The organism is Microbacterium sp. (assembly GCF_052102115.1).
In the GTDB taxonomy this organism is placed as follows: domain Bacteria; phylum Actinomycetota; class Actinomycetes; order Actinomycetales; family Microbacteriaceae; genus Microbacterium.
The window spans coordinates 17,190-43,688 of the sequence record NZ_JBQDVP010000023.1; the positions used below are offsets into that span (position 1 = coordinate 17,190).

23 protein-coding genes are annotated in these 26,499 nt (G+C 68.2%); 12 read left to right on the top strand and 11 right to left on the bottom strand.

All coding sequences use genetic code 11. The features are described 5' to 3' along the window. Window positions 1-134: 134 nt before the first annotated feature. The gene (locus ACTICP_RS08970; RefSeq protein WP_441891543.1) at window positions 135-2,057 is read left to right on the top strand and encodes a BglG family transcription antiterminator; all 1,923 of its coding nucleotides are present in this window, start codon (window positions 135-137) and stop codon (window positions 2,055-2,057) included. Here ACTICP_RS08970 and ACTICP_RS08975 read toward each other — a convergent pair whose 3' ends face one another. The 4 genes from ACTICP_RS08975 to ACTICP_RS08990 are packed head-to-tail and all read right to left on the bottom strand — an operon-like array spanning window position 2,058 to window position 5,588. Continuing rightward, the gene (locus tag ACTICP_RS08975) at window positions 2,058-2,321 is read right to left on the bottom strand and encodes an HPr family phosphocarrier protein (RefSeq protein WP_441891545.1); all 264 of its coding nucleotides are present in this window, start codon (window positions 2,319-2,321) and stop codon (window positions 2,058-2,060) included. It lies immediately after the preceding gene. A 32-nt stretch (window positions 2,322-2,353) separates the two neighbouring features. Next, window positions 2,354-3,046, bottom strand: coding sequence for a TSUP family transporter (locus tag ACTICP_RS08980; protein ID WP_441891547.1), 693 nt, complete (start codon window positions 3,044-3,046; stop codon window positions 2,354-2,356). Window positions 3,047-3,075: 29 nt separating this feature from the next. Continuing rightward, a complete protein-coding gene (locus ACTICP_RS08985; RefSeq protein ID WP_441891549.1) occupies window positions 3,076-4,758 on the bottom strand; it encodes a phospho-sugar mutase in 1,683 nt (560 codons plus the stop codon). Beyond that, a complete protein-coding gene (locus ACTICP_RS08990) occupies window positions 4,755-5,588 on the bottom strand; it encodes a purine-nucleoside phosphorylase (protein ID WP_441891551.1) in 834 nt (277 codons plus the stop codon). Before ACTICP_RS08990 ends, ACTICP_RS08985 begins: the two co-directional genes overlap by 4 nt. Window positions 5,589-5,637: 49 nt before the next feature. Between ACTICP_RS08990 and ACTICP_RS08995 the strand changes: the two genes are divergently transcribed. Continuing rightward, window positions 5,638-7,086, top strand: coding sequence for an NAD(P)H-quinone dehydrogenase (locus ACTICP_RS08995; RefSeq protein WP_441891553.1), 1,449 nt, complete (start codon window positions 5,638-5,640; stop codon window positions 7,084-7,086). 294 nt (window positions 7,087-7,380) lie between these two features. Here ACTICP_RS08995 and ACTICP_RS09000 read toward each other — a convergent pair whose 3' ends face one another. Together ACTICP_RS09000 and ACTICP_RS09005 are read right to left on the bottom strand one after the other, a co-directional pair. Continuing rightward, window positions 7,381-9,144, bottom strand: coding sequence for an acetyl/propionyl/methylcrotonyl-CoA carboxylase subunit alpha (locus tag ACTICP_RS09000; RefSeq protein ID WP_441891555.1), 1,764 nt, complete (start codon window positions 9,142-9,144; stop codon window positions 7,381-7,383). A gap of 78 nt (window positions 9,145-9,222) precedes the next feature. After that, complete coding sequence (locus ACTICP_RS09005) at window positions 9,223-9,864, bottom strand: Maf family protein (protein WP_441891557.1); 642 nt, start codon at window positions 9,862-9,864, stop codon at window positions 9,223-9,225. A gap of 39 nt (window positions 9,865-9,903) precedes the next feature. On the opposite strand from ACTICP_RS09005, the gene ACTICP_RS09010 reads away from it, so the two are divergent. From ACTICP_RS09010 to ACTICP_RS09035, 6 genes are all read left to right on the top strand, one after another. Beyond that, entirely contained in the window at window positions 9,904-11,103 is a 1,200-nt protein-coding gene (locus ACTICP_RS09010) for a class I SAM-dependent RNA methyltransferase (protein ID WP_441891559.1), read from the top strand. Between the two features lie 23 nt (window positions 11,104-11,126). Next, on the top strand, window positions 11,127-11,789 hold the full coding sequence (locus ACTICP_RS09015; RefSeq protein WP_441891561.1) for a response regulator transcription factor: 663 nt from the start codon (window positions 11,127-11,129) through the stop codon (window positions 11,787-11,789). Beyond that, the gene (locus ACTICP_RS09020) at window positions 11,779-13,011 is read left to right on the top strand and encodes a sensor histidine kinase (RefSeq protein WP_441891563.1); all 1,233 of its coding nucleotides are present in this window, start codon (window positions 11,779-11,781) and stop codon (window positions 13,009-13,011) included. The genes ACTICP_RS09015 and ACTICP_RS09020 overlap by 11 nt, the downstream gene beginning before the upstream one ends. After that, window positions 13,008-14,027: a hypothetical protein gene (locus ACTICP_RS09025; protein ID WP_441891565.1), complete on the top strand. Its 1,020-nt coding sequence runs from the start codon at window positions 13,008-13,010 to the stop codon at window positions 14,025-14,027. Before ACTICP_RS09020 ends, ACTICP_RS09025 begins: the two co-directional genes overlap by 4 nt. Window positions 14,028-14,259: 232 nt before the next feature. After that, on the top strand, window positions 14,260-15,495 hold the full coding sequence (locus tag ACTICP_RS09030; protein WP_441891567.1) for an ROK family transcriptional regulator: 1,236 nt from the start codon (window positions 14,260-14,262) through the stop codon (window positions 15,493-15,495). Between the two features lie 87 nt (window positions 15,496-15,582). Further along, a complete protein-coding gene (locus ACTICP_RS09035) occupies window positions 15,583-18,603 on the top strand; it encodes an alpha-mannosidase (RefSeq protein ID WP_441891569.1) in 3,021 nt (1,006 codons plus the stop codon). A gap of 28 nt (window positions 18,604-18,631) precedes the next feature. Here the strand turns inward: ACTICP_RS09035 and ACTICP_RS09040 are convergent, their stop codons facing one another. Together ACTICP_RS09040 and ACTICP_RS09045 are read right to left on the bottom strand one after the other, a co-directional pair. Continuing rightward, entirely contained in the window at window positions 18,632-18,850 is a 219-nt protein-coding gene (locus ACTICP_RS09040; RefSeq protein ID WP_441891571.1) for an acyl-CoA carboxylase subunit epsilon, read from the bottom strand. Continuing rightward, window positions 18,847-20,433 (bottom strand): acyl-CoA carboxylase subunit beta, encoded by a 1,587-nt coding sequence (locus tag ACTICP_RS09045; protein ID WP_441891573.1) that lies wholly within the window; start codon window positions 20,431-20,433, stop codon window positions 18,847-18,849. Before ACTICP_RS09045 ends, ACTICP_RS09040 begins: the two co-directional genes overlap by 4 nt. A 216-nt stretch (window positions 20,434-20,649) precedes the next feature. Here ACTICP_RS09045 and ACTICP_RS09050 point away from each other — a divergent pair, with 216 nt between their 5' ends. The 3 genes from ACTICP_RS09050 to ACTICP_RS09060 all read left to right on the top strand — a co-directional run bounded on the left by ACTICP_RS09050 (window position 20,650) and on the right by ACTICP_RS09060 (window position 23,057). Beyond that, entirely contained in the window at window positions 20,650-22,245 is a 1,596-nt protein-coding gene (locus tag ACTICP_RS09050) for an isocitrate lyase (protein ID WP_441891575.1), read from the top strand. A 111-nt stretch (window positions 22,246-22,356) separates the two neighbouring features. After that, window positions 22,357-22,548 (top strand): DUF4177 domain-containing protein, encoded by a 192-nt coding sequence (locus tag ACTICP_RS09055; protein ID WP_441891576.1) that lies wholly within the window; start codon window positions 22,357-22,359, stop codon window positions 22,546-22,548. Next, window positions 22,545-23,057, top strand: coding sequence for a DUF2165 family protein (locus ACTICP_RS09060; protein WP_441891578.1), 513 nt, complete (start codon window positions 22,545-22,547; stop codon window positions 23,055-23,057). Before ACTICP_RS09055 ends, ACTICP_RS09060 begins: the two co-directional genes overlap by 4 nt. Window positions 23,058-23,065: 8 nt before the next feature. Here the strand turns inward: ACTICP_RS09060 and ACTICP_RS09065 are convergent, their stop codons facing one another. The 3 genes from ACTICP_RS09065 to ACTICP_RS09075 form a co-directional block, all read right to left on the bottom strand. Then, complete coding sequence (locus tag ACTICP_RS09065; RefSeq protein ID WP_441891580.1) at window positions 23,066-23,317, bottom strand: hypothetical protein; 252 nt, start codon at window positions 23,315-23,317, stop codon at window positions 23,066-23,068. Window positions 23,318-23,443: 126 nt separating this feature from the next. Next, window positions 23,444-24,388: a hypothetical protein gene (locus ACTICP_RS09070; RefSeq protein ID WP_441891582.1), complete on the bottom strand. Its 945-nt coding sequence runs from the start codon at window positions 24,386-24,388 to the stop codon at window positions 23,444-23,446. Between the two features lie 79 nt (window positions 24,389-24,467). Then, window positions 24,468-25,160: an NTP transferase domain-containing protein gene (locus tag ACTICP_RS09075; protein ID WP_441891584.1), complete on the bottom strand. Its 693-nt coding sequence runs from the start codon at window positions 25,158-25,160 to the stop codon at window positions 24,468-24,470. A gap of 231 nt (window positions 25,161-25,391) precedes the next feature. On the opposite strand from ACTICP_RS09075, the gene ACTICP_RS09080 reads away from it, so the two are divergent. Beyond that, window positions 25,392-26,499: ATP-binding cassette domain-containing protein (locus ACTICP_RS09080; protein WP_441891586.1), on the top strand; the 1,108-nt coding region annotated here is incomplete at its 3' end.

Consider the following 26,499-nt stretch of genomic DNA (forward strand, 5'->3'; position numbering starts at 1 on the left):
CCTCTTCCACACACCCCTGTCAGGCTCTCTCCATTCTGGGAAAACGCTGAGAGCGGCGCCACCACGTTCCTTTCCGCCCCCGCGGAACATGCGGTTCCGCCCGGGCGTCCACGCGTGCTGGCATCATGGGAGGCATGTCGCGACAGCGTCAGGATCGCCTCCTGCAGACCCTGCTCCGGCAGGACGAGTGGGCGACCGCCGCGAGTCTCGCCGATCTGCTGGGTGTGACTCCGCGCAGCATCCGCTCGTACGTCGTCGCCCTCAACGCCCGCACCCCCGCTGCCGATGCCGTCGAGTCGGGCCCCGCCGGGTACCGGGCAGGGGCCGGCGCGCACGACGCGCTGCGCGCGCGCCCGGGCAACGAGTCTGCGCCCCGTGACCGGCTGCACGCGCTGGTGCGCATGCTGCTCGATGCGACGGACGGGATCGATTTCTATGAGACTGCCGGTCGGCTGCACATCAGCGAGGCAACCCTTGAGGCCGACCTCGCGCGGGTCCGCGGGCTGCTCGACGGCATGGCGCTCCGACTCGAGCGCGACCGCGAGATGGTGCGCCTCAGCGGCGCGGAGATCGCCCAGCGCCGACTGCTGAGCCGACTGGCCCACGATGAGATGGATGCCGGATCGTTCCACCCCGAGAGCATCCGCCGCGCGCTGACCGGCACCGCAGTGGCGGCACACGCGGTGGGGCCGTTCAAGACAGAGTTGGTGCGCGAGCTCGGTGCGCTGGGCTACTACGTCAATGAGCTGGCGATCTCGGACGTCCTGCTGCACATCGCGATCGCCGCGGACCGCGTCTCGGCCGGTCGCGCGTTGGAGACCCCCGTCACCGGCACGTGGGAGGAGATCCCGAAACTCGGGGCCGTGATCCGCGACCTCGCGGCCGAGCACTTCGGCGTCGCGCTGGGCGAGGGGGACAGCGCGCACCTGGCGACCCTCGTGCTCACGCGCGCGATCGCTCCGGGGCAGGCGGCAGCCGACGACGCCGTGCGCAGCGGGGTCGCCCCCGGCATCGAGGCGGCGGTTCGGACCGAGATCGTCCAAGCGGCCGCCGATTACCAGGTCGACCTCGTCGACGAGAAGTTCATCCTCCGTCTCGCACTGCACGTGCAGAATCTGCTGCGCCGCGCCGATGAGCAGGCCTGGACGCGCAATCCGCTGACCCGCTCGCTGAAGTCGGCGTATCCGATGATCTTCGAGGTCGCTGTGTCGATCGCGAGCGGTCTGCACGACCGGCTCGGCGCCCCGATCCACGACGACGAGATCGCGTACATCGCCATGCACATCGGCGGACGGCTCGAGCGCAGCCGCAAGGCAGAGTCCATCCTCACCGCCACCATCGTCTGCCCCGGCTACTACGAGCTGCACGAACTGCTGCGCTCGAGCGTCGACCGGTCGCTGGGGTCATCGGTCGAGGTCACCGGCGTCGTCACGACCGTCGACCCGGACTGGGAGAGCATCGACACCGATCTCGTGCTCACCACCATCGATCCGGGCGCCAGCGGCGAACGGTACGTGCGCATCCAGCCGTTCCTCACCGACGCCGACGTCGAGCGCGTGTCGCAGACCGCCGCGCGCCTGCGGCGTGCGCGCCGCCTCAACCGACTGCGGGAGGAGCTCTCGCGCTACTTCTCGCCGGACGCGTACCTGCAGCCGCTGCCCGACGAGGGCGCAGAGGCGATCATCCGACGGCTCGGCGGAATGCTGACGGCATCGGGCCTCATCGGCGACGACTACGTCGAGAACACGATCGCCCGCGAGCGGATGTCATCGACAGCGTTCACCGATGCGCTCGCCGTGCCGCACGCGCTGCAGATGACCGCCGAACGCACCGCGATCGCGATCGGCGTCGCCGACGGATCCGTCGCCTGGGGCGACGGGCGGGTGCAGGTCGTCGCCCTCGCCGCGTTCAGCGAGAGCGACCGCACCGCGTTCCAGACCGTCTTCGAACAGCTCGTCGAGGTGTTCAGCGAGCGGGAGAGTGTGCAGCGGATCGTCCGACGCGGCACCACGTTCGAGGCGTTCCTCGACGAACTCGTCGCCGTCATCGACGGCTGATCAGCCGCGCGGGTCGAGGACCGCCGCCATCGCATCGAGCACGGGCTCCGCGGCTGCCGAGGCGGACGTCTCCAGCCGGACGGCATCTCCGGGGGAAAGCGCGAGGTCCATCACCGCCAGGACGCTGCCCACGTCGACGGTGACCCCGCTCGTCGTGGTCAGACTCACCGGATCGGGGTGCGCGCGGGCCAGACGAGCCAGATCGGCGACCGGACGAGCATGCAAGCCGTCAGTCGCGCTGATCACCAGCTGTCTGATCGGCATCGCGGCCTCCTCTCCGGGAGATGCTACCGGGCTCACTGCACGACGGCCACGACCGCACGTGCCAGCACGACGAGCGCGCCGATCCAAGCGCACCACAGCATCACCGCGCGAGCGAGGGCGACGGGGACGACTCGGGTCAGCAGCGAGCCGCCGACGATGCCGATCGCCGTGCAGACGCCGAGCGTGAGTACCTCCCACGGCGGCGAGACGGGCAGGCCGCGAAGCAGCACCGAGGTCACGCCGTAACCGAGGAAGATCACCTGGGCGCTCGCGGCGAACCGGCGCTGCTCCCAGTGGTCGGCGATCGCGTACGCGGCCAGCGCGGGTCCGGACAGCCCGCTCGAGCTGTGCATGAACCCGGCGGCCGCGCCGGCCACGATCACGCCGCGGCGACCACGGAGCATGGCGGCGGCCGGACCGCTCACCCGTGGTCCGAGCAGAGCGACGATCGCCACCCCCGCGATGACGAACAGCAGGGCGGGGTCGGGCAGCAGCGTCGTCAGCAGCGCACCGAAGGGCACGGCGATCAGTCCCGCACCGAGCAACCAGACCACGCGATGCCAGTCGATCTCACGCCACGCCGAAGGCAAGGTGATCGCCGAGGCGATCACGGCGAGCAGCAGCGCCAGGGTGACGCCTTCGATCGGCCCGTACACCAGCACGATCGGGCCGATCAGCACGAGGACGAACGCCAGGCCCGTAACGCGCTGGATGACCCCTGCCACGAGCGCCGTGGCGCCGACGAGGGCGAGGATCAGGAGCGCTCCTCCAGCAGTGCCTGAACGCCGTCCTCGAGCGCCGCGACGACGTGCGCCGCATCCTGTGCCGACGCTGCCTGTGCATCGAGGTACACCTTGAGCTTGGGCTCCGTGCCGCTGGGGCGCACGATCACGCGCGAGCCGTCAGCGAGCCGGTACCGCAGCACGTCGCCGGACGGGTGACCCGGCGCGGCATCGAGCAGATCCTCGGCCGAAGCGACGGGCGTCTCTCCGATGCGGACCGGCGGCAGTGTCCGCAGCGCCAGCATGACCTTGGCGATGACCGAGAGGTCGTCGACGCGCACCGAGACCTGCCCGCTCGCGAAGTGTCCATAGGTCTCACCGAGCTCGGTGAGCACGTCGGCCAGGGTCGCGCCGCGCCCGTGTGCCTCGGCCGCCAGCCCCAGGACGGCGATCGCCGCGGAGATGCCGTCCTTGTCGCGCACCGTTTCGGGATTCACAAGGTAGCCGAGCGCCTCCTCGTACCCGAAGACCATGCCGGGGGCGCGGGAGATCCACTTGAAGCCGGTGAGCGTTTCGCGGAAGTCTAGGCCGTGGTGCGCGGCGATCGCGCCGAGCCCCGGTGATGAAACCAGCGAGCAGGCCAGCGTCGCCCCCGCGGTTCCTTCAGCCGCGCGCGCGGCACGGGCCCCGAGCAGCAATCCGATCTCGTTGCCGGTCAGTCGGCGCCAGCCGCTCTCGACGGACTCATCGGGGATCGCGACGGCCAGGCGATCGGCATCCGGGTCGTTCGCGAGGATGAAGTCCGCGCGTGTGCGGCGGCCCGCTGCGAAGGCGAGATCCATCGCACCCGGCTCCTCCGGGTTGGGGAACGCGACGGTGCGGAACGTCGGATCCGGGCTCAACTGCTCGCCGACCGTCTTCGGGCGGGGGTAGCCGGCAGCATCCACGATCCGCGCGAACGTCTCCCAGCCCACCCCGTGCATCGCGGTGTAGACCCAGGTGAGGCTCTTCGCAGACTCGGGTGCCGGGGCGACGGCGGCGGTCGCGGCGACATAGGCGTCCACGACGTCGTCGCCGGCGGTCTCGTACGCGTCGGAGCGGGGGAGCGCGCTGATGTCACCGGCATCCGCGATCTGCTGGATGCGAGCGGCGATCTCAACGTCCGCGGGCGACACGATCTGCGCCCCGGCGTCCTCGCCGCCGAGGTAGACCTTGTAACCGTTGTCGTTCGGCGGATTGTGGCTCGCGGTCACCATGACACCGGCATCCGCGCCGAGATGGCGCACGGCGAATGCCAGCACCGGCGTAGGGAGCAGGCGGGGGAGCAGGATCGCGCGGAGGCCGGCGCCGGCGAACAGCTCGGCGGAGTCCAGCGCGAACCGGCGCGAGTTCCGCCTGCCGTCGTAGCCGATCACGACCGTCGGCGCGGCCGCGTCGGCACGCTCGCGCAGATACGCGGCGAAGCCCGCGGCGGCCTGTGCCACGAGGACCCGGTTCATCCGGTTGCTGCCGGCTCCGAGTTCGCCGCGCAGCCCCGCGGTGCCGAACGCGAGGCGAGCGCCGAAGCGATCATCGAGATCGGCGGCGGCGGCGGCATCACCCGAAGCCGCACGCGTGACGACGACGGCGAGTTCGTCGCGGGTCTCGGCATCCGGGTCCTGACGCAGCCAGGCCCGCGCCTGCGCGAGCCGGTCGTCGAGTGCCTGCCCGTTCACAGCGCCTCCACCACACGGGCCAGCAGCGCCGAAATCACCGGCTCCGCCGCCGTGCCGGCGTCGATCACCTCGCCGTGGCTGAGCGGCGTCTTCTGGATGCCGGCGGCGAGGTTCGTGATGAGCGAGAAGCCCAGGATCTCCATGCTGGCCTCGCGGGCGGCGATCGCCTCGAGGGCGGTGGACATGCCGACGATGTCGCCGCCGATGCGCCGGACCATCTGCACCTCGGCCGGGGTCTCGTAGTGCGGGCCGCGGAATTGCGTGTACACGCCCTCGTCGAGCGAGGGGTCGATGGTGTGGGCGATGTCGCGCAGGCGCTGCGCGTACAGGTCGGTGAGGTCGACGAACGTCGCGCCCTCGAGCGGAGAGTCGGCGGTGAGGTTGAGGTGGTCGCTGATGAGCACCGGCTGACCAGGAGTCCAGGTCTCGCGGATGCCGCCGGCACCGTTGGTGAGCACCATGATCTGTGCGCCGGTGGCCGCTGCGGTGCGGACGCTGTGCACGACGCGGCGGACGCCGTGACCCTCGTAGTAGTGCGTGCGTGCGCCGATGACGAGCACGTGCTTTCCGGCCGGGGTGCGGATGCTGCGAAGCGTGCCGACGTGGCCTTCCAGAGCAGGCTTCGAGAAGCCGGTCACGTCGGTGGCCGGGATCGTCGCGGTGGTCTCGCCGATGAGCTCGGCCGCCTTGCCCCAGCCGCTGCCGAGGGTGAGGGCGATGTCATGCTTCTCGACGCCGGTGAGCCGCGCGATGTCTGCGGCTGCACGGGCTGCGATCTCGAACGGGTCTGCGTCCGGATCGTCGAGGGGATTGTGGTGAATGTCGGTCATGAATCCACTCTATGGAAGGCGACGGCAAGTCGGTGCGGATTGCGGGAGAATGGTGACCATGTCTTCGACTCCCTTTGAGCGCACTCAGCACGTCGCCGTCCTCGGTGGCGGTCCCGGCGGCTACGAGGCGGCGCTGGCCGCCGCTCAGCTCGGAGCCGAGGTGACCCTCGTCGAGCGGGTCGGCGTCGGCGGATCAGCCGTGCTGACCGATGTCGTGCCGTCGAAGAGTCTCATCGCGACCGCCGACGCCGCCGTCGCGATCTCGGAGGCGAGCGACCTCGGCGTGCAGTTCTATGCGAAGGGCGCGGCGGGCAAGCCCCTCAAGCCCGAGATCGCGATCAACCTCGCCGCGGTAAACAAGCGCCTGTTGGCGCTGGCCGGACAGCAATCCGAAGACATGCGTTCGACGCTGCTCGAGTCCGGCGTGCGCATCCTCCCCGGCCACGGCCGTCTCGAGGGGCCGAACGCCATCGTCGTCTCGACGGGCCCGGGCGGCACCGACTTCGATCGTGTCGAAGCCGACACGATCATCATCTCGGTCGGTGCGTCGCCGCGCGAGCTCGACACTGCCAAGCCCGACGGGGAGCGCATTCTCACCTGGACTCAGCTCTACGACATGAAGGCGCTGCCCGAGCACCTCATCGTGGTCGGCTCCGGCGTCACCGGTGCGGAGTTCGCGTCGGCCTACATGAACCTGGGGGCCAAGGTGACGCTGGTCTCCAGCCGCGAGCAGGTGCTGCCGGGCGAGGATCAGGATGCCGCGCGCGTGCTCGAGAAGGTGTTCAAGCGCGGCGGCATGACCGTGCTGTCGAAGTCGCGTGCCGACACCGTCGAGCGCACGGATGACGGTGTGAAGGTGACGCTCTCGGACGGCCGTGAGGTCGAGGGCAGCCACTGCCTGATGGCGGTCGGCTCCGTGCCGAACACCGACGGAATCGGCCTGGAAGAGGCGGGTGTCGAACTCACCGAGTCGGGTCACGTGCGGGTGAACCGGGTCGCTCGCGCCTCGGTGCCGAACATCTACGCGGTCGGCGACTGCACCAACTTCATGCCGCTCGCCTCTGTCGCCTCCATGCAGGGGCGCACGGCCGTCTTCCACGCGCTGGGCGACATCGTCATCCCGCTGGAGAAGATCAAGGTCACCTCGAACATCTTCACCGCCCCCGAGATCGCCACCGTCGGGTGGGGCGAGAAAGACGTCGAGGACGGCGTCGCCGACGGCCTCGTCTACAAGCTGCCGCTCGCCGCGAATCCACGGGCGAAGATGATGGGCATCAAGGACGGCTTCGTGAAGATCATCGCCCGCAAGGGCTCTGGGACCGTCATCGGCGGGGTCATCGTCGCGCCGAAGGCATCGGAGCTCATCTACCCGATCGCCGTCGCGGTGGAGCGGCGGTTGACCGTCGACCAGGTCTCGCGCGTGTTCGCCGCCTATCCGTCGCTGTCCTCGAGCATCACGGATGCGAGCCGTGCGATGCACCTGGTGAACATCGGCTGACGAGTCCGGTCGGCGGGGTCAGGCTTCGATTCGCCTTCGGCTCGCTCAGCCCGTTTCGTCTGCGGCCTTCGGCCTGCGCTCAACGGCCGGAATGATTCCCCGTGGGGGCGTTGAGCGAGCGGAGCGAGACAAACACCGGCTGAGGAATCCGGTCGGCGGGGGCAGGCTTCGATTCGGCCCGGAATGATTCCCGGTGGGGCGTTGAGCGAGCGGAGCGCGACGAAACGGCTTGAGCGAGGAGCGCAGCGACGAGACGAAAGCGCTGTCACTCCACAAGCGCCGTCACTCCACGGGTCAGCTGATGGTCAGCAGCTGGTGCCCGGCCGAGACCGTGGTGCCGGCGGCGGCGTTGATGTTGCCGATGACCCCGTCCTTGTGTGCCTGCAGGGGCTGCTCCATCTTCATCGCCTCAAGGACCACGACGAGGTCGCCCTTGACGACCTCCTGGCCATCCTTGACGGCGATCTTGATGATCGAAGCCTGCATCGGCGACTTCACGGCGTCGCCGGATGCTCCGGCTGAAGCGGTCGTCGCGTGGCTGCGGCGCGATGGCGGCACGGCGGCCGGGCGCCCCGCGGTGCCGGCGGCGACGGTCACGCGGTCGGGCAGGCTCACCTCGAGGCGCTTGCCTGCGACCTCGACGACGACCGTGTGGCGGCTCTCCGCAGCGGCGGGAGCATCGAGCTCGCCGTCCCACGGGGGGATGTCGTTCTCGAACTCGGTTTCGATCCAGCGGGTGAAGACGCCGAACACGCCGTCTGGGGCGGTGAATGCAGTATCCCGCACGACCTGACGGTGGAACGGCAGAACCGTCGGAAGCCCGGCGACCTCGAACTCATCCAGGGCGCGGCGGGCGCGCTCGAGCGCCTCTTCGCGGTTCTTGCCGGTGACGATGATCTTCGCCAGCAGCGAGTCGAACGCGCCCGAGACCGCGTCGCCGGCGGTCACGCCGGAGTCGAGCCGGATGCCGGGGCCGCCGAAGGTCTTGAAGACGTGAATGGGGCCCGGCTGGGGGAGGAACCCGCGGCCGGGGTCCTCGCCGTTGATGCGGAACTCGAAGGAGTGGCCGTTCGGCGTCGGGTCGTCGTAGTCGATCGTCCCGCCGGCGGCGATGCGGAACTGCTCGCGCACCAGATCGATCCCGGTGACCTCTTCGGAGACCGGGTGCTCGACCTGAAGGCGCGTGTTCACCTCGAGGAACGACACGGTGCCGTCGGCGCCGATGAGGAACTCGCAGGTGCCGGCTCCGACGTAGCCGACCTCCTTGAGGATGGCTTTGGAAGCCGAGTACAGCAGGTCGTTCTGCGCATCGGTGAGGAACGGTGCCGGTGCCTCTTCGACGAGCTTCTGGTGACGGCGCTGCAGCGAGCAGTCGCGCGTCGAGATCACGACGACGTTGCCCGCAGCATCCGCGAGGCACTGCGTCTCGACGTGACGCGGCTTGTCGAGATACTTCTCGACGAAGCACTCGCCGCGACCGAAGGCTGCGACAGCCTCACGCGTCGCCGATTCGAACAGTTCGGCGACCTCGTCGAGTTCACGGGCGACCTTCAAGCCGCGTCCGCCGCCCCCGTAGGCAGCCTTGATCGCGATCGGCAGCCCGTGCTGCCTCGCGAATGCGACGACCTCGTCGGCCGTCTCGACGGGGCCGGGGGTGCCGGGGGCGAGCGGCGCGCCGACCTTCTCGGCGACGTGACGGGCTGTCACCTTGTCGCCGAGCGACTCGATGGCTTCGGGGGAGGGGCCGATCCAGGTCATTCCTGCGCCGATCACGGCTCGGGCGAACTCGGCGTTCTCGGCGAGGAATCCGTAGCCGGGGTGCACGGCATCGGCCCCGGAGCGCCGGGCTATCGAGAGGATCTTGTCGATCTGCAGGTACGTGGTCGCGCTCGTGTCGCCGCCGAGCGCGTACGCTTCGTCGGCGAGCCGCGAGTGCATCGCGTCCCGGTCCTGATCCGCGTAGATGGCGACCGAGGATATCCCGGAATCGCGAGCGGCGCGGACGATGCGTACGGCGATCTCACCGCGGTTGGCGATGAGCACCTTCTCGATTGGCATGAGTGCCAGCCTAGCGAGAAGACCCCCGATCCCTTTGACAACTCCCTACAAGAAACCGCGAAAAACGTAGCGGGATGTCTACGACCACAGATCCGTCCACGACACACCCAGCTCTCGGGTGAGGCGACGGATGGTCGACAGGGACATGCCGACGACCGTGGAGGGATCACCGTCGACACGGGTGATGAAGGCCCCGCCGAGGCTGTCGACGGTGAAGGCCCCGGCGACGTGCAGGGGCTCGCCGCTGGCGACGTACGCCGCGATCTCGTCATCGGTGATGTCGTCGGCGAACGTCACGGCGGCCTCGGCGACCGCGGTCGCCTCGTGCAGCTTCTCGCCCGGCCGCACGCGGAAAACGGAATGACCGGAGTGCAGGATGCCGGTGCCGCCCCGCATCTCGCGCCACCGCCGGGTCGCCTCCTCCGTCGTATACGGCTTGCCGTATACGCGACCGTCGAGGGCGAACATCGAGTCGCCGCCGATCACGATCCCGTCGAAGTCCGTCTCCTCGGCGGCCAGCCGGTGGGCGACATCGGCGGCCTTGGCGCGCGCGAGCAGCAGCACGAGCTCGTCCGGCGGCAGGTCGGCGCCGCGTTCGGCGACGGCCTGTGCGGTCACGGCATCTTCATCTGTCTCCGGTGCACGGGTGATCGGTTCGATCCCGGCCTGGCGCAGCAGCATGAGACGGGCGGGTGAGGTGGAGGCGAGACATACCTGCATGCCACCACGGTAACGTCGCCGTCACCGTATCCTCGAAGGATGGACCGCTCTGCATCCGATCTGCTCGATCTCGACATCACCGGAATCGCGCACGGCGGCACTTTCATCGCCCGGTATGAGGGGCGCGTCGTCTTCGTGTCGGATGCCATCCCCGGCGAACGGGTGCGGGCGCGCGTCACCGACGACGCCAAGTCATCGTTCTGGCGGGCCGAGACCGTGGAAGTGCTGGATGCCTCGCCGCACCGCCGGCCGCACGTCTGGCCCGAGGCCGACATCTCGCGCGACCCCGACGATCGTGCCGGGGGCGCCGATCTCGGGCACATCGACCTCGATCACCAGCGCACGCTCAAGCGGCAGGTGCTCAGTGAGGCGCTGGACAAGTTCGCCGGCGCGGGTCTGGAAGCCCCGGTCGTCGAGCCGGTCGACGACACCGACGGAACCGGCTGGCGCACACGCGTCTCGCTGCACGTCGACGCACACGGCAACGTCGGCCCGTACGCGTCTCGCAGCCACCGGGTCATCCCGGTCGCCTCGCACCCGCTCGCCCGGCCGCGCATCGAGGCTGAGGCCCGTGCGCTGACGAACGCCGAGCCCGGGCGCGTCGATCTCGTCGAGTCCGCCGACGGCACGGTGCACGTGCTGCGGCGGCCGGAACACGGGCGGCGGCCGAAGGCGCCGGTGATCGTCGAGCGCGTGGGCGGGCGATCGTTCCGCCTCGACGCCGACGGCTTCTGGCAGGTGCACGCGCGCGCAGCATCCGTCCTCGACGCCGCGGTGCGCTCGGCACTCGCCGGGCGCGTCGATCCGGGGCAGACCCACTTCGATCTCTACGGCGGGGTGGGACTGCTGGCCGCCACCCTCGCCGATGCCGGCGCGACCGACATCGTCACGGTCGAATCCAGCGGCCGCGCGACCGCCCACGCACGCGAGAATCTGGCCGCCATCGACGCCGTCGCGATCACCGCTCGCGTGGACCGGTATCTGGCAGGACTGCCCGACGCTGCCGGCGCCGGCTCCGTCGTGCTCGACCCGCCGCGCGCCGGTGCCGGTCGCGCGGTCGTCGAGGGCGTGCACGCTCTGAACCCGGATGCCGTCGTCTACGTCGCGTGCGATCCCGTCGCTCTCGCGCGGGATCTCGGAACCTTCCGGGGCCTCGGCTGGCGTGTCGATTCGATGCGTGCGTTCGACCTCTTCCCGCACTCGCACCATGTCGAGGCGGTCGCAGCGCTCAGCCGCTGAGCGCTCGCCGATAGGCTGAGTCCATGAGCAGGGTCGCACTCATCGACGATCACGAGTCCGTCCGTCTCGGGCTGGAGCTGGCGTGCGAGCGTGCGAACAGCGGCACAGTGGTGTTCTCCGGCAGCACGGTGGTGGAGTATCTGGACTGGCGGACATCGACCCGTTCGACGTCCGCCGACGTCGTTGTACTCGATCTGACCCTCGGCGACGGCACCACGGTTACCGAGAATGTGACCGCGCTCGTCATGGACGGCGCGAGCGTCGTCATCCACAGCGTCGCCGATCGCCCGGCGGCCGTGCGCGAAGCGCTCGCCGCGGGGGCAGCCGGTGTGGTGAGCAAGTCCTCAGCGCTGGACGACGTCCTCGACGCGATCCGCACGGTTGCCCGCGGGGAGGCGCTGAACAACGTCGAGTGGGCCAGCGCCGTCGAAGGCGACCGCGATTTCGCCGATGCGCAGCTGTCGGTGCGAGAGCGTGACGTGCTGCGGCTGTATGCCACGGGCCTGCCGCTGAAGGCGGTCGCCGACCGGCTCGGAGTGGCCTACTCGACGGCCAAGGAGAACATCACCAGGGTGCGGGTGAAGTACGTCGAGGTCGGGCGCCCCGCCCCGACGAAGGTCGACCTGCTGCGGCGAGCGATGGAGGACGGCATCGTCGCACCGGACGGGGCCGCCAGTGCCGGCTGACGCGTCGCTGCGCGCAGCGTGGGGACAGATCCCCTCGCCGGGTGCGACGGAGACCCGGTTCGAACGCTTCACAGGCAAGCGCATGGAGCGCATCCTCGCCACGGTGGTGGCGATCGGTTCCGCGATCCTCGGTGCCCAGGCGCTGGTCGCCGCATTCGGTGACCTGGCGGAGAACCCCTCCATCACGCAGCTGGTGCTGCTGCTTGTCGTGTACGTGCCGCTGATCGGAATGCTGGTGGCCTGCGTGATCGGACGCGGCGTGCGTGCGATGTCCGGCCTGTTCGCGGTCGCCTACGTCGCAGCGCTCGCGATCTGGCCGCTGGTGATCGAAGAGCACGGGGCGCGCGACGGACAGCCCTGGATCTTCTTCATGGTGAATGTCGCCGTCGTGGCGGCGATGCTCGCGTTCCCGATGCGGCTGCAGCTCGTCTGGGCCTTCGGCGTGCCTCTCGTCTACGGGTACGTCCGCCTCGTCGAGGGGGAGTTCACCGGCACGTACTGGACGACGACGGCTTTCGACGTGTCGTTCACACTCATCCTCGGCATCGTGATCATCGCGCTGGGATGGGTGTTCCGGTCCGTTGCCGCTGGGGTGGATGAGGCCCGCGGCCAAGCCGTGGCCTCGTATGCGTCTGTGGCCGCAGGCGCCGCAGCGGAGGAGGAGCGGGTCGCGATGGCCGCGCTCATGCACGACAGCGTCCTCGCCGCGCTCATCGCGGCGGAGCGGGCCGACTCGGACCGCGCCAGGGATCTCGCCGTCGCGATGGCGAGGGAGGCGCTGACACGCCTCGCCAACACCGAAGCGGCCGTCGCCCAAGAGGGAAGCGACGATCCGGTCGGCACGGCGCAGATCATCGCCGAACTCCGGCGGGCGCTGTCCGAACTCGGCGCGGATGCCATCGTGGAGGAGCGCGGCACGGCGGGGCTGATCCCCGGTCGGGTCGCCCGCGCCCTGGTGCTGGCGGCACGACAGGCGATCGGCAACGCGATCACGCATGCGCATGGGCGCGGCATGCACGTCGTCGCGAAGGGGGACGGCGACGACGGCGTCACCCTGACGATCATCGACGCGGGGCCCGGATTCGACATGGAAGCGATCGGTGAGGACCGGCTCGGCATCCGTGCGTCCATCGTCGCCAGGATGGCCGCCGTCGCCGGCAGCACCGACATCGACTCGAACGACGCGGGCACCCGCGTCGTGCTGCGCTGGGATCGCGCATGAACCGCTCGGTCCGCAGCGTCGCGACGGCGCTCGCCGTAGGATTCGCGGTGTATTTCGCCGCGCGAGCGGTGTGGTGGATCGTGCAGCCGACGGCGCCGCTGCTGATGGTCGCCGCGATCCTCGTGTTCCTCGGCATCATCCTGGCCACCGTGCTCATCGACTCCCATGACGGCGCGCAGATGCCGCGCTGGCTGGGCGTGGCCGCGGTGGTGACGACCGTCGCCATCCCCGTCATGGTCAATGCCTCGCTGCAATCCACGCACTGGGCTGCGCCGTTCGCGACCTGGTACATCGGCGGACTCGGTCTGCTCGCCGTCGTGTGCACCGTGCGGCGTCGTCCGCTGACGGGCTGGTCGGTGCTCGTCGTGCTCATCGTGACATCGACCATCTACCTCGGATTCTTCGAAGCGCTCAAGCTTGGTCTGGTCGGCTCGATCATGTGGACGGTCATCGCGCAGCTGCTCGTCCTGTTCTGGGACCGCGCCGTGCACGACACGGACCGTCTCGCCGACATCCAGAGGGCCGCCTCGGCGTGGCACGCGACGCAGCTGGTGCGTCAGCGCGAGCGGCGCGTACGCGTCAAGTACGCGCTGGGCGCCGCGGGCCCTGTGCTGACCAGGACCGTCGCTTCCCGCGGAAATCTCACTGACGCTGAGCGTCTCGAGGCGCGCCTTGCCGAGGGGCGGCTGCGCGATGAGCTGCGCGGCGCGAGCCTGCTCAACGATGCCGTGCGCCATGCCATCCACGAGGTTCGCGTGCGCGGGGTGTCGGTGACGGTCTTCGACGAGGGTGGTCTGGACGAGCTCGACGAAGTTCGACGCAGTGAGATCCGCGACGAGCTCGCCGACGTCATCGGCAGCGCAGCGTCCGAACGGGTGATCATCCGCGCCGCGCGGGATGAGCACATTGCGGTCACCGTGGTCGGGCGCTCGGGTGCCGGTGATTCCTCTGATGAGGACGCCGTCGGACTCTGGCACGAGATTCCGCGCGTATGGCGTGACGACGCGACGTCATGACCAGAAGTGCGGTGAGAAGAAGGGCGAGGGGCGGCGAAGCCGCCCGCCCCTCGCCATGTGCGGTGCAGTTACCCGAAAACTCACCGCGGGAGATCGATCACCGTCTGCCTACCCTGGGGCAGAGAGACCGATCGAACGCGAAGCGTTGATAACAGTCTCGCCCGGGCGCAAGATGTTTGTCTGTAGGTATTTCGGGGGACACGGATTCGTCTGAATGCGTCATGATGGAGCGATGGATCTGCGGCGGCGGGGCACGAATCTCCCGAAGATGGGGGACTTCAATCAGTCCGTCATCCTCGAAGCGATCCGCCGCTCCCGCGAGGGGCTGAGCCGCACCGAGCTCGTGGAAGCCACCGGTTTGTCCGCTCAGACGATCACGAACATCACGCGCCGGCTCCTGAGCGAAGGGCTCATCGAGGAGGCCGGCCGGATGATACAGGGGCCCGGAAAGCCGCGCACCACCCTGCGCCTGAACGCCGCCAGTCGCTTGTCGATCGGCGTGCATCTCGATCCGGCGATGATGACGTTCGTGCTGCTGGATCTCACGGGTGCGGTTCTCGAACGCAGCACGACACGGATGCCGGCCGACGATGCGCGCCGGATCATCGCGGCGATGGCGGAGTCCGTCGAGGATCTCATCGAGAGGTCACAGCTCGATCGTGCGGCCATCACGGGCATCGGCGTCGCCACGCCCGGGCCGTTGGATGCCGCCCGCGGAACCGTCATCGACCCGCCCAAGCTGCACTCTTGGCACCGCGTGCCGCTGCGTGACGCACTGCAGGAGGCGACGGGCCTGAGCGTGACGCTCGAGAAGGACACGACCTCGGCCGCCGTCGCCGAACTGTGGACGGGAGACCACCCGCCGGACGGCTCGTTCCTCTTCGTGTACCTCGGCATCGGGATCGGCACGGCGCTGGTGCTCGACGGCGCCGTCGTGCGCGGGGCGTCGCACAACGCCGGCGAGGTCGGCCACATCATCGTGGATCCGGAAGGCCCCGAATGCACGTGCGGGCAACGCGGCTGCGTCGAGGTCGTCTGCACACCGCAGGCGATCGTCGAACGGGCCGAGCATGCCGGTGTGCTCGCCGATGATCGCGTCGGCAGCGATGCGGAGTCCGTGGACGCTCGCTTCACCGAACTGTGTGATCGTGCGGCCGGCGGTGACCGGGACGCATCGGCGGTGCTCGAGACCGCTGTGCACCACCTCGCGGTTCTCATCTCGGCGCTCACCAACATGCTCGACATCGATCGCGTCGTGCTCGGTGGCCCATTCTGGTCGCGACTGTCGGCGATCTCGCTCTCACGGCTTCCCACGCTGTTGGATCGCAGCAGCGCCACCCGCGCCGTACGAGATCTCCCTGTGCGGGGCACCGTGATCGGCGACGACGTCGCCGCTGTCGGGGCGGGATGCGTTGTGCTCGATGAGGTGCTCACCCCGCGGGCAGCTGCGCTGTTCCTCGATTCCTGATCGGCGCGGCACGATCGGGGAACACCTTGACAGGAGTATTTCCAATCGATTGACTATCTGCATCCCGACCTTGGAGTCCGTTGCCGCATGCACGACACATCCGCTCTGATCGAAGCCCGCGTACGACGCTTCATCGACGAGCGGTTGCGAAGGAATGTGCACACCGGATTCACGCCGCTCACGCTGGCGAGTTGGGAAGTGCCGGGGGAGCCGGTGCCGTTCGCCGAAGCAGCCGGTCAGGTGTATGCGCCATTCGCCGTCGGGACACGGTGGGGCAGTCCGTGGGGGACGACCTGGCTGCGATTTCGGGGGACGGCACCGGAGGCACCCGGTGCCGAGCTGCTCTTCGATCTCGGGTTCAATGCGGCCGAGCCCGGGTTCCAGGCTGAGGGGACCGTCTACCGGCCCGATGGCTCGATCGTCAAGGCGGTCGAACCGCGCAATGCGCATGTGCCCCTCGAGGCTGCTCCGGGCAGCGCGTTCGAGCTGTTCCTGGAGGCGGCCGCGAATCCGGACGTCGCAGACGGATTCCGTGACTTCCGGCCCACCGCTCTCGGTGCGCTCGAGACGGCGGGCGCAGAACCGCTCTACGAGTTCCGCCAGGCCGACGTCGCGGTGCGCAACGCCCAGGTCTGGGAGCTGCTTCAAGATGCCACGGTGCTGTCGCAGCTGATGGTCGAGCTCCCCGAGTCCTCGACACGGCGCGCCGAGATCCTGCGGGCGCTGGAGCGGATGGTCGATACGGCCGATCCCGACGACATCGTCGGTACGGCCACCGAGGCCAGGGCCGAACTCGCCGACGCGCTGTCGCGCCCGGCATCCGCTTCCGCGCATCGCGTGCACGCCGTCGGGCATGCGCACATCGATTCGGCATGGCTGTGGCCGGTGCGCGAGACGCAGCGCAAGATCGCCCGCACATTCTCGAACGTGCTGTCACTGCAGCAGGAGGCCGACTTCACCTTCGCCGCATCGTCGGCGCAGCAGTACGCCTGGCTGAAGCAGTACCAGCCCGAGCTGTTCGCCCGGGTGCGCGAGGCCGTGGCGGCGGGCCGGTTCGTCCCCACCGGCGGGATGTGGGTCGAATCCGATACGAACATGCCCGGCGGCGAGGCGCTTGCCCGGCAGTTCGTGCGCGGCAAGCGCTTCTTCATCGACGAGTTCGGTATAGAACCGCCCGATGTCTGGCTGCCCGACTCGTTCGGATATTCCGCCGCGCTCCCGCAGATCGCCCGTGCCGCGGGCTCGCGCTGGATGCTGACGCAGAAGATGTCGTGGAACGAGACGAACCGGATGCCGCACCACACCTTTCTGTGGGAAGGCATCGACGGCACGCGCATCTTCACGCATTTTCCGCCCGTCGACAGCTACAGTGCACAGCTGACCGGAGCCGAACTCGCCAGAGCCGAGCGGCAGTACGCCGAGAAAGGGCTCGCGAGCACCTCTCTCGTGCCTTTCGGGTACGGCGACGGCGGTGGGGGCCCGACCCGCGAGATGATCGCCGCGGCAGCGCGCCTGCGGTCACTGGAGGGGTCGCCGACGGTCACGTTGTCGAGTCCGACAGAGTTCTTCGAGACGGCCGAGGCCGAGTACCCGCACCCGCCGGTGTGGTCGGGGGAGATGTACCTCGAGTTCCACCGCGGCACGTACACGTCGCAGGCCCGCACCAAGCGCGGCAACCGCCGCAGCGAGCATGCGCTGCGCGAGACCGAACTGTGGGCGACGGCTGCGGCGCTCCGCGGCGAGGAATACCCCTATGACGAGCTGGACGGGCTGTGGGAGACGGTGCTGCTGCAGCAGTTCCACGACATCCTCCCCGGCAGCTCGATCGGTTGGGTGCACCGTGAGGCCGAGCGGCGCTACGACGAGGTGCTGGCGACCACCGAGAAGTTGACGACGCGAGCGCTCTCCGCCCTCGTCGGCGAGGGCGGCACGGCGCTGGCGGCCAACGCCGGCCCGTACGCGCAGGACGGCACCGAACCGATGGGCATCGGAGCGCCGGCGCCGCCTGCGGCACCGGCTGCGACTCTGACGCGTACTGACACGGAGTTCGAGCTGTCGAATGAGCACCTCGTCGTGCACATCGACGGCGAGGGTCTGATCACCTCGCTCGTCGACCGCTCTTCCGGCCGCGAGACCATCGCGCCGGGGCAGCGCGCCAATCTTCTCCAACTGCATCGAGACACTCCGACCAGGTGGGATGCCTGGGACATCGACGAGCACTACCGCCGGCAGGTCGTCGACCTGACCGAAGCGGAATCCGTCGAGCAGGTCGCCCATCCCACCGCCGCAGTCGTCTGCGTGGTCCGCGGCCGGGGGGCTACGCGGATCACGCAGACTTTGACGCTCGCGGCAGGTTCGCGTGCGGTCGAGATCGAGACGGTCGTGGACTGGCATGAGCGCCAGAAGCTGCTCAAGCTCGCGTTCCCTCTCGATGTGCACACCGACCAGGCGAGCTCAGAGATCCAGTTCGGGCACGTGCGGCGTCCGACGCACGCGAACACGTCGTGGGACATGGCCCGGTTCGAGACGGTGGCCCACCGGTGGGTGCACGTCGGCGAACACGGATTCGGTGTCGCTGTGGCGAACGACTCCACGTACGGCCACGACATCACGAGCGCCCCGCGCGAAGTCGGTGGGTTAGGGGGCACGGTTACGAACGTGCGGCTGTCGCTGCTGCGTGCGCCGCTGTACCCCGACCCCGAGGCCGACCAGGGCGAGCACACCTTCCGGGTCAGCATCCGCCCCGATGCGTCGATCGCGGATGCTGTGCGTGAGGGATACCGGTTGAATCTGCCGACCCGGCAGGTGGTGGGCGCTCAGGGCATCGCGCCGCTGCTGTCGGTTTCCTCGGATGCCGTGGTGGTCGAAGCGGTGAAGCTGGCGGAGGACCGCAGCGGAGACGTGATCGTGCGGCTATACGAAGCGTTCGGCGGCCGGGCTCAGGTCACGTTGTCGACCTCGTTCGCGTTCGATGGTTTCTCCGAGACGGATCTGCTCGAGCGCGAGGTGGATGCCGCGGCCGTCGGCTCCGCGTCGGGGCAGAATGTCGAGCTGGCGCTGCGACCGTTCCAGCTCGTCACCCTGCGCTTTCGTCGTCCGCGCGGCTGAGGGACGTCGGCTCCGCCGCGCTTTCTCGCTACCCCGAGAACCGACCCCACGGGATATCCCGGCGCAGCGGCTTGCGCAACGGGCGCTGCGTACGCTGCCACGCCGACTCTCGTGATTGTTCGGCGACAGCATCCGTCGCCTCACGCTCGTACGCGTCGGTGACCACCGCGATGAGCGCGGCGAGCTCTTCTTCGTTCGCGGTTCCGCGGACGATGCGAAGATCCGGTGCGGCGTGCTCGTCGGTCACAGCGGGATGTTCCCGTGCTTCTTGGGTGGCAGTTCGGCGCGCTTGCCCCGCAGCGCCCGCAGCGCCTTCGCGACCGAGACGCGGGTGTTCGCTGGTTCGATGACGCCGTCGATCTCGCCGCGCTCGGCGGCGAGGAACGGCGAGGTGACGCTGTAGGTGTACTCGTTCGCCAGCCGGGTGCGGACGGCCGCGACGTCTTCGCCGGCCTCTTCTGCCTTCTTGATCTCGTTGCGATACAGGATGTTCACGGCGCCCTGGCCGCCCATCACGGCGATCTCGGCCGTCGGCCAGGCGAGGTTGACGTCGGCGCCGAGCTGCTTGGAGCCCATCACGATGTAGGCGCCGCCGTAGGCCTTGCGCAGGATCACGGTGACCAGAGGCACAGTGGCTTCCGCGTAAGCGTAGATGAGCTTGGCTCCGCGGCGGATGACGCCGGTCCACTCCTGGTCTGTTCCGGGCAGGTATCCCGGCACGTCGACGAGCGTGACGATCGGGATCGAGAACGCGTCGCAGAACCGCACGAAGCGGCTCGCCTTCTCGCCGGCCTCGATGTTCAGCGTGCCCGCCATCTGTGAGGGCTGGTTCGCGATGATGCCGACCGACCGGCCTTCGATGCGGCCGAAGCCGATGACGATGTTCGGTGCGAACAGCGGCTGCACCTCGAGGAAGTCGTCGTCGATCACATGGTCGATGACCGTGTGGATGTCGTAGGGCTGGTTCGCCGAGTCGGGGATGACCGTGTTCAGGCGCTGATCGGCATCCGTCGTCTCGAACTCGAAGTCGGTCTCATAGCCGGGGATCTCGGCCATGTTGTTGTCGGGCAGATAGCCGAGGAGCGTCCGCGCGTAGTCGATCGCGTCGTCCTCGTCATCGGCGAGGTAGTGCGCGACGCCAGAGCGGGTGTTGTGGGTGAGGGCGCCGCCGAGCTCCTCCATGCCGACGTCCTCGCCGGTGACGGTCTTGATGACGTCGGGCCCGGTGACGAACATCTGGCTGGTCTTGTCGACCATGATGACGAAGTCGGTCAGGGCAGGGCCGTAGACGGCGCCGCCGGCGGCCGGCCCCATGATGATCGAGATCTGCGGGATGACGCCCGACGAGCGGGTGTTGAGGCGGAAGATCTCGCCGTACTTGCTGAGAGCGAGCACGCCCTCCTGGATGCGGGCGCCACCGGAGTCGAGGATGCCGATGATGGGCATGCCGCTGGTGAGGGCGAACTCCATGATCTTGATGATCTTGTCGCCGGCGACCTCGCCGAGCGACCCGCCGAAGGTCGTGAAGTCCTGCGAGTAGACGGCGACGGTGCGGCCGTGGATGGTGCCGATTCCGGTGGCCACCGAGTCGCCGTACGGGCGGTTGCGGTCCATGCCGAACGACGTGGTGCGGTGGCGGACGTACTCGTCGAACTCGACGAAGCTGCCGGGGTCGACCAGTAGTTCGATGCGCTCACGGGCGGTCATCTTGCCCTTGGCGTGCTGCTTCTCCCGTGCGATCTTCTCGGGCTCGGTGACCGCTTCGCTGAAGCGGGAGCGGAGGTCGGCGATCTTGCCGGCGGTCGTGGAGAGGTCAGGCGTTTCCGTCACGGATTCAACCCTAGTAGCGGGAGGTCGCGTCTCGTTGGATGCCTCGCACAACGGGTTGCGGGTTCCTTTGGTGGTTCGCGCGTGCGGGGCTGCGCAGACCATATTCCGCTTCGTAGAAGATCGGCAAATCTTCACCCTTCCAATGTCGGGAAAGGGCTTCGTTCTTGACACAAGGTGGAAGCAATGCGACTCAGCCACCACCGCAAAGGAAACAAGATGACTGCGTACCAAGACGACATCGACGCCGTTCAGGCTCTCAAGGAGCAGAACGGCTCCAGCTGGGATGCGATCAACCCCGAGTACGTCGCCCGCATGCGGGCGCAGAACCGCTTCAGGACCGGACTCGAGATCGCCCAGTACACCGCCGACATCATGCGTCGCGACATGACGGAATACGACGCCGACTCGTCGCTCTACACGCAGTCGCTCGGCGTCTGGCACGGTTTCATCGGCCAGCAGAAGCTCATCTCGATCAAGAAGCACCTGAAGACGACGAATAAGCGCTACCTCTACCTATCGGGGTGGATGGTCGCCGCTCTCCGCTCGGAGTTCGGGCCGCTGCCCGACCAGTCGATGCACGAGAAGACGTCGGTCCCGGCGCTCATCGAGGAGCTCTACACGTTCCTGCGTCAGGCCGACGCCCGTGAGCTCGACCTGCTGTTCAGCCAGCTCGATGACGCGCGCCGCGCCGGAGACGAGACAGCGGTGGAGTTCGTCCAGTCGCAGATCGACAGCTTCGAGACCCACGTGGTGCCGATCATCGCCGACATCGACGCCGGTTTCGGCAACCCGGAGGCGACCTACCTCCTTGCCAAGAAGATGATCGAGGCGGGTGCCTGCGCCATCCAGATCGAGAACCAGGTCTCGGATGAGAAGCAGTGCGGCCACCAGGACGGCAAGGTCACGGTTCCGCACGAGGACTTCGTCGCGAAGCTCGCAGCCGTGCGCTACGCGTTCCTCGAGCTCGGCGTCGACAACGGCGTGATCGTGGCCCGCACCGACTCGCTCGGTGCCGGGCTCACGCAGAAGCTCGCAGTCACCCACGAGCCGGGTGACCTGGGAGACCAGTACAACTCGTTCCTCGACGTCGAGGAGATTTCGGAAGACCAGCTGGGCAACGGCGATGTCGTCATCAAGCGCGACGGCAAGCTGCTGCGGCCGAAGCGTCTGGCGAGCAACCTGTACCAGTTCCGTGCAGGCACGGGTGAAGCGCGCTGCGTGCTCGACAGCATCACCTCGTTGCAGAACGGTGCCGATCTGCTGTGGATCGAGACGGAGAAGCCGCACGTCGCGCAGATCGCTGGAATGATGAACGAGGTGCGCAAGGTCATCCCGAACGCGAAGCTCGTCTACAACAACAGCCCGTCGTTCAACTGGACGCTCAACTTCCGCCAGCAGGCGTACGACCGGTTCGTGGAAGAGGGCAAGGACGTGTCGTCCTATGACCGGGCCGAGCTCATGAGCGTCGACTACGACGGCACCGAGCTCGCGCAGGTCGCCGACGAGATGATCCGCTCGTTCCAGCGCGACGGTTCCGCACAGGCGGGGATCTTCCACCACCTCATCACGCTGCCGACCTACCACACGGCAGCACTCTCGACGGATGACCTGGCCAAGGGCTACTTCGGCGACGAGGGCATGCTCGCCTACGTCACCGGCGTCCAGCGCCGCGAGATCCGCGAGGGGATCGCGACGGTCAAGCACCAGAACATGGCCGGCAGCGACATCGGCGACAACCACAAGGAGTACTTCGCCGGAGACGCGGCTCTCAAGGCCGGCGGCAAGGACAACACGATGAACCAGTTCAGCTGAGTTCGGTTCGTTCGGCGGGAGCGCCCCGGCCACGGCCGGGGCGCTCCCGCGTGGCACGGACCGGACGCCCAGCACATACCAAATCAGACGGCAAGCGCGCGGGTGGCAGAGATGACCCAGTACGACATAGTGAGCATCGCGGTGACGCAGCACCGCGACGGCCATCGACTCGCTGACGACTACCGCCAGATCATCCGCGACCGTGCTGAGCTCGGGTGGACGTTCGTCCAGGCGATCTCGTTCGACACCTATTCCGAACCTCGATTCGATCTCGTTTTCATGCGAAAGGAAGATCCACGATGAAGTTCCCGCTCCGGCTGCTGCAGTCCCTCGTCGTTTTTCTGTCCGGCGTGTTCGCCCTGTTCGTCTTCGCGGGCAACCTCATGGACTACGACTCGAACTTCCAGTTCGTCAAGCACGTCCTCTCGATGGACACCACGTTCGAGGGCAACGCCCTCATGTGGCGTGCGATCGACGTGACCTGGATCCACCACGTCGCCTACATCGGCATCATCCTCGCCGAGGGCGCCTTCGCCGCGCTCGGCATCGTCGGCGGCATCCTGCTGTTCCTGCGCCGGAACGACGCGGCGCGGTTCAACCGAGCGAAGATCTGGGGGTTCGCCGCCTACGGACTCGGCTTCCTCATCTGGTATCTCGGCTTCGTCATCATCGGCTCCGAGTGGTTCGCCATGTGGCAGTCCTCGTCGTGGAACGGCAAGGACACGGCGATGAACATCTCAATGCTTTGGGGCGTGTTCGCCGTGCTGCTCGCGATGAACGAGCCCGTGCGCGAGTCGGCTCGTGCGGACTGACGGTCCACTCACACCACGAATCGCCAGACGTACTCGAGCCCGTCCACCGGTCGGAACCATGCGAGGGTGACAATCACCTCGTCGAGATCGGCCGCGCACAGGCACAGCTCGATGTCCTCGGACGGCAGCACCTGACCCCAGAGCTGGACCACTTCGCCGCTCTGGTCGGCACGGACGATACGTACGAAGTCGGCGCTCTCCGCGCTGTCGTTCGTGACGACTGGATGGCTGGGGTCAGCGCGACGGATGGACCAGGGCACGCGATAAGCGACGGGAGGCGGAGTCTGTGAAGGTTCGATGGGGCGCAGCATGCGCGCCACGGTATGAGCGGCATCCGACGCCACGAGCGCGGCGAGGCGCGCCTAGCCAGAAACGGGGGAGAACCGCTACAGATCGGTGTCTGTGGAGGCCGAGTCGAGCTCGCGGTCCTTACGCTTCGTCCGCATCACCGCTCCGGCCTTGTGCCCGACCCAGCCGACACCGCGCGTGACGGTCCCCGCGGCACCGGTGATCGCGGTGCTGGCGTAGCGGGCGCCCCGCAGCATCCGAAGCTCGAGCTTCTCCGCATCCGCTCCGGGTTCCAGCTCTGCGGGAAGCGTCGCCGGCGCGATGCCGAAGGCACGACGCGAGGTGGTGAGCACGCGCCGGCCGAGCAGATGGTTGCCTGCGCCGCCGACGGCGGCACCGATGCCGAACGGCATGGCCTTGCCGATGAACGAAGCGCCCCCGGACGCTGCGAAGTGCTTGACGAAGCGCGTCTTCAGCTGATCGACGATCGGCCCGATCGCGGCGCGGGGGAGTGATTTGGTCACCATTTCGCCCCAGTACGACGCGCGCCCGGTACCTCGTCCGGTGGCCTGCCTGGCCAGTTGAGCGACCAGATCCACGCCCTCCTTGCCCAGCATCAGCGTCATCACGAGCGCACGCGCGCGGTCCGGGTTCTCGATCGCGATGCCGTGCACCTCGGCGAGCGACTGCGCGAACAGCGCGGTGGATTCGAGGAACCCGATCGTCTCGACTCCTGAGAGGGCGAGTGTGACCCCCGTGCCGATGCCAGGCACCACGGCCGTCGCACCGACGGCCGCGCCGCCGGTCGTCACGGCCGCGAGATAGCGGCGTTCGAGGACGCGCACGAGCTTCTCGGGGGTGGCATCCGGATTGCGCAGGCGGATGCTGCGGATATGCGCGAGCACGAGAGGACGCTGGATCGCGAGCACACGATCGATGCCGCGTACGGTCAGCGGATGCTCGTCCGAGCCGACCGGTGGCACGCCCTTGTCCCAGGCGGAGTCGTCCGGGAGGGAGTGGATCTTGTGCACCTTGTTGGCCATGTCCAGATCCTATGCAGAGTGTCCGCGAGAATGCCGAAAGCCCGGCACCATGCGGAGCCGGGCTTTCGGGACGAGCAGATCAGACGTACAGATTCGCCTGCTCGAGGTCTTCGGCGAAGTCGACCTCGACCGCGTACAGGTCGGAGACGTCCATCGGCTCGAGCAGCAGGCCGTCTTCGGCGATCGCAAGCTCGAGACCGCCCTCGAAGTACTCCTGGTCATCCACACGCGACAGCTGGCGCATGAACGCCTTCTTGTACGTGGACGAGATGTAGTTGATACCGATGGCCTCGCCGAGACCACCCTTGACGCTCTTGGAGAGCTCCTTGACGAAGCCTTCCGCGGTGACGGTGTACTTGACCTCTTCGTCGCTCACCTTGGAAGTGTTCACGGCGACGAACGACTGGTCGCGCTCGATGAACTCGATCGCACGACCGAGGATGCGCGGGTCGAAGACGACGTCGCCGTTCATCCAGAGCACACCGCTCTTGCCCGTGGCGCCGAGGGCGCGCAGCAGGCTCTTGGAAGTGTTCGTCTCGTCGTAGCGCTCGTTATGCACGTAGTTGACGTTCGGGAACGCTTCGATGATCGTCTCGGCGCGGTAGCCGACGACGGCGGTGATGCGGGCTTCGGTGCCGAACACGGCCCGGATGTTCTCGTGCTGCTGCTGCATGATGGTGCGGCCATCGTTGAGCTGCGTCAACGGCTTCGGCAGCGCGCGCCCGAGGCGCGAGCCCATGCCTGCGGCGAGGATGACGGTCTGAAGAGTCACGAATACTCCTAAAAAGAATCGGTGTTCATGGCCGGTTTACCGACCAGACACTTCTTCGTGCCGCCTTCATGGTAGCCATTCCTCCTGGGAAGCTGCGGGGTGAGGCCCCGCTGTTGCCGTTTCGTGATGAGGTGCACACCGGATCCACAGGTCTCGTGGGTCGAAAGACTTCCTGCTTCGATTGTTTCGCGTGACCGCGGGAAAGTCCACTGCCGTTGATACGTTAGAGCAGTGACTGCTTCTGAAGACGCTCACGTCGAAGGCTCCGATGGCGACGCATCGGACGCTCCGGCACGCTCATCGGCGACCACGACGCGTACTTCCGCTGTGAGAACGGTGGCGTCGCGACCGAAGGCGACGCCGAAACCTCAGACGTCGGCACGGGCTGCCGCGGTGAAGTCCGAAGAGACCAAGGCAGGTGCCGCGAAGAAGACCACGGCGCGTACGAATGCTGCGAAGACCGCGGCAGCCAAGGATGCATCCGCGCGCAACACCACCGCGAAGGCGACCGCGAAGAAGACGAGTGCACGCACGAGCGCCGCGAAGACGGCGGCTGCGAAGAAAGCTGCGGAGACCAGGGCCGCGAAGGCCGCGGCGACGAAAGCCGCGAAGGAAGAGGCGCAGCGCGCGGCGGACGAGAAGCGGGATGCCACCGCCGCAGCCATCGCCGACGACGCGGCACCCACGGCCGAAGCCGTCATCGCACCCGTCGAGCCGGAGATCCCGCCAGCCCCTGAGCCCGCGCCTTCGGTCGTTCCGGAGGAGGACCCGGCGCCGGAACCCCAGCCCGAGCCGGAGCCGGAATCGCAGCCCGAGCCGGAGCCGGAATCGCAGCCCGAGCCGGAGCCGGAACCTCAGCCCGAGTCGGAGCCCGAACCTGCATCCGACCCCGAACCGTCTCCCGACCCTGTCGCTGCCGCCGAGGCCGTCGTCACGGACGTGCGCGCGGGGGCGGCATCCGATGCGATCGTCATTCGCGGCCTCGTGAAGGAGTTCGGCGATCAGCGGGCCGTGAACGGGATCGACCTCACCGTGCCGACCGGTACCTTCTACGGGATCGTCGGACCGAACGGCGCAGGAAAGACGACAACTCTCTCGATTCTCGCCGGGCTCCTCCGCGCCGACGCCGGCGAGGTCGAGGTGTGCGGCATCGACCAGGCGACCGATCCGCTCGGCGCCAAGCGGGTCATGGGGGTGCTGCCCGATCGCCTGCGCACCTTCGACCGGCTGACCGGGCGGCAGCTGCTGCACTACTACGGCCTGCTGCGCGGTCTCCCCGCCGATGTCATCGAGAAGCGCTCCGCCGACCTCATGCGTGCCTTCGACCTCAGCGGCGCTG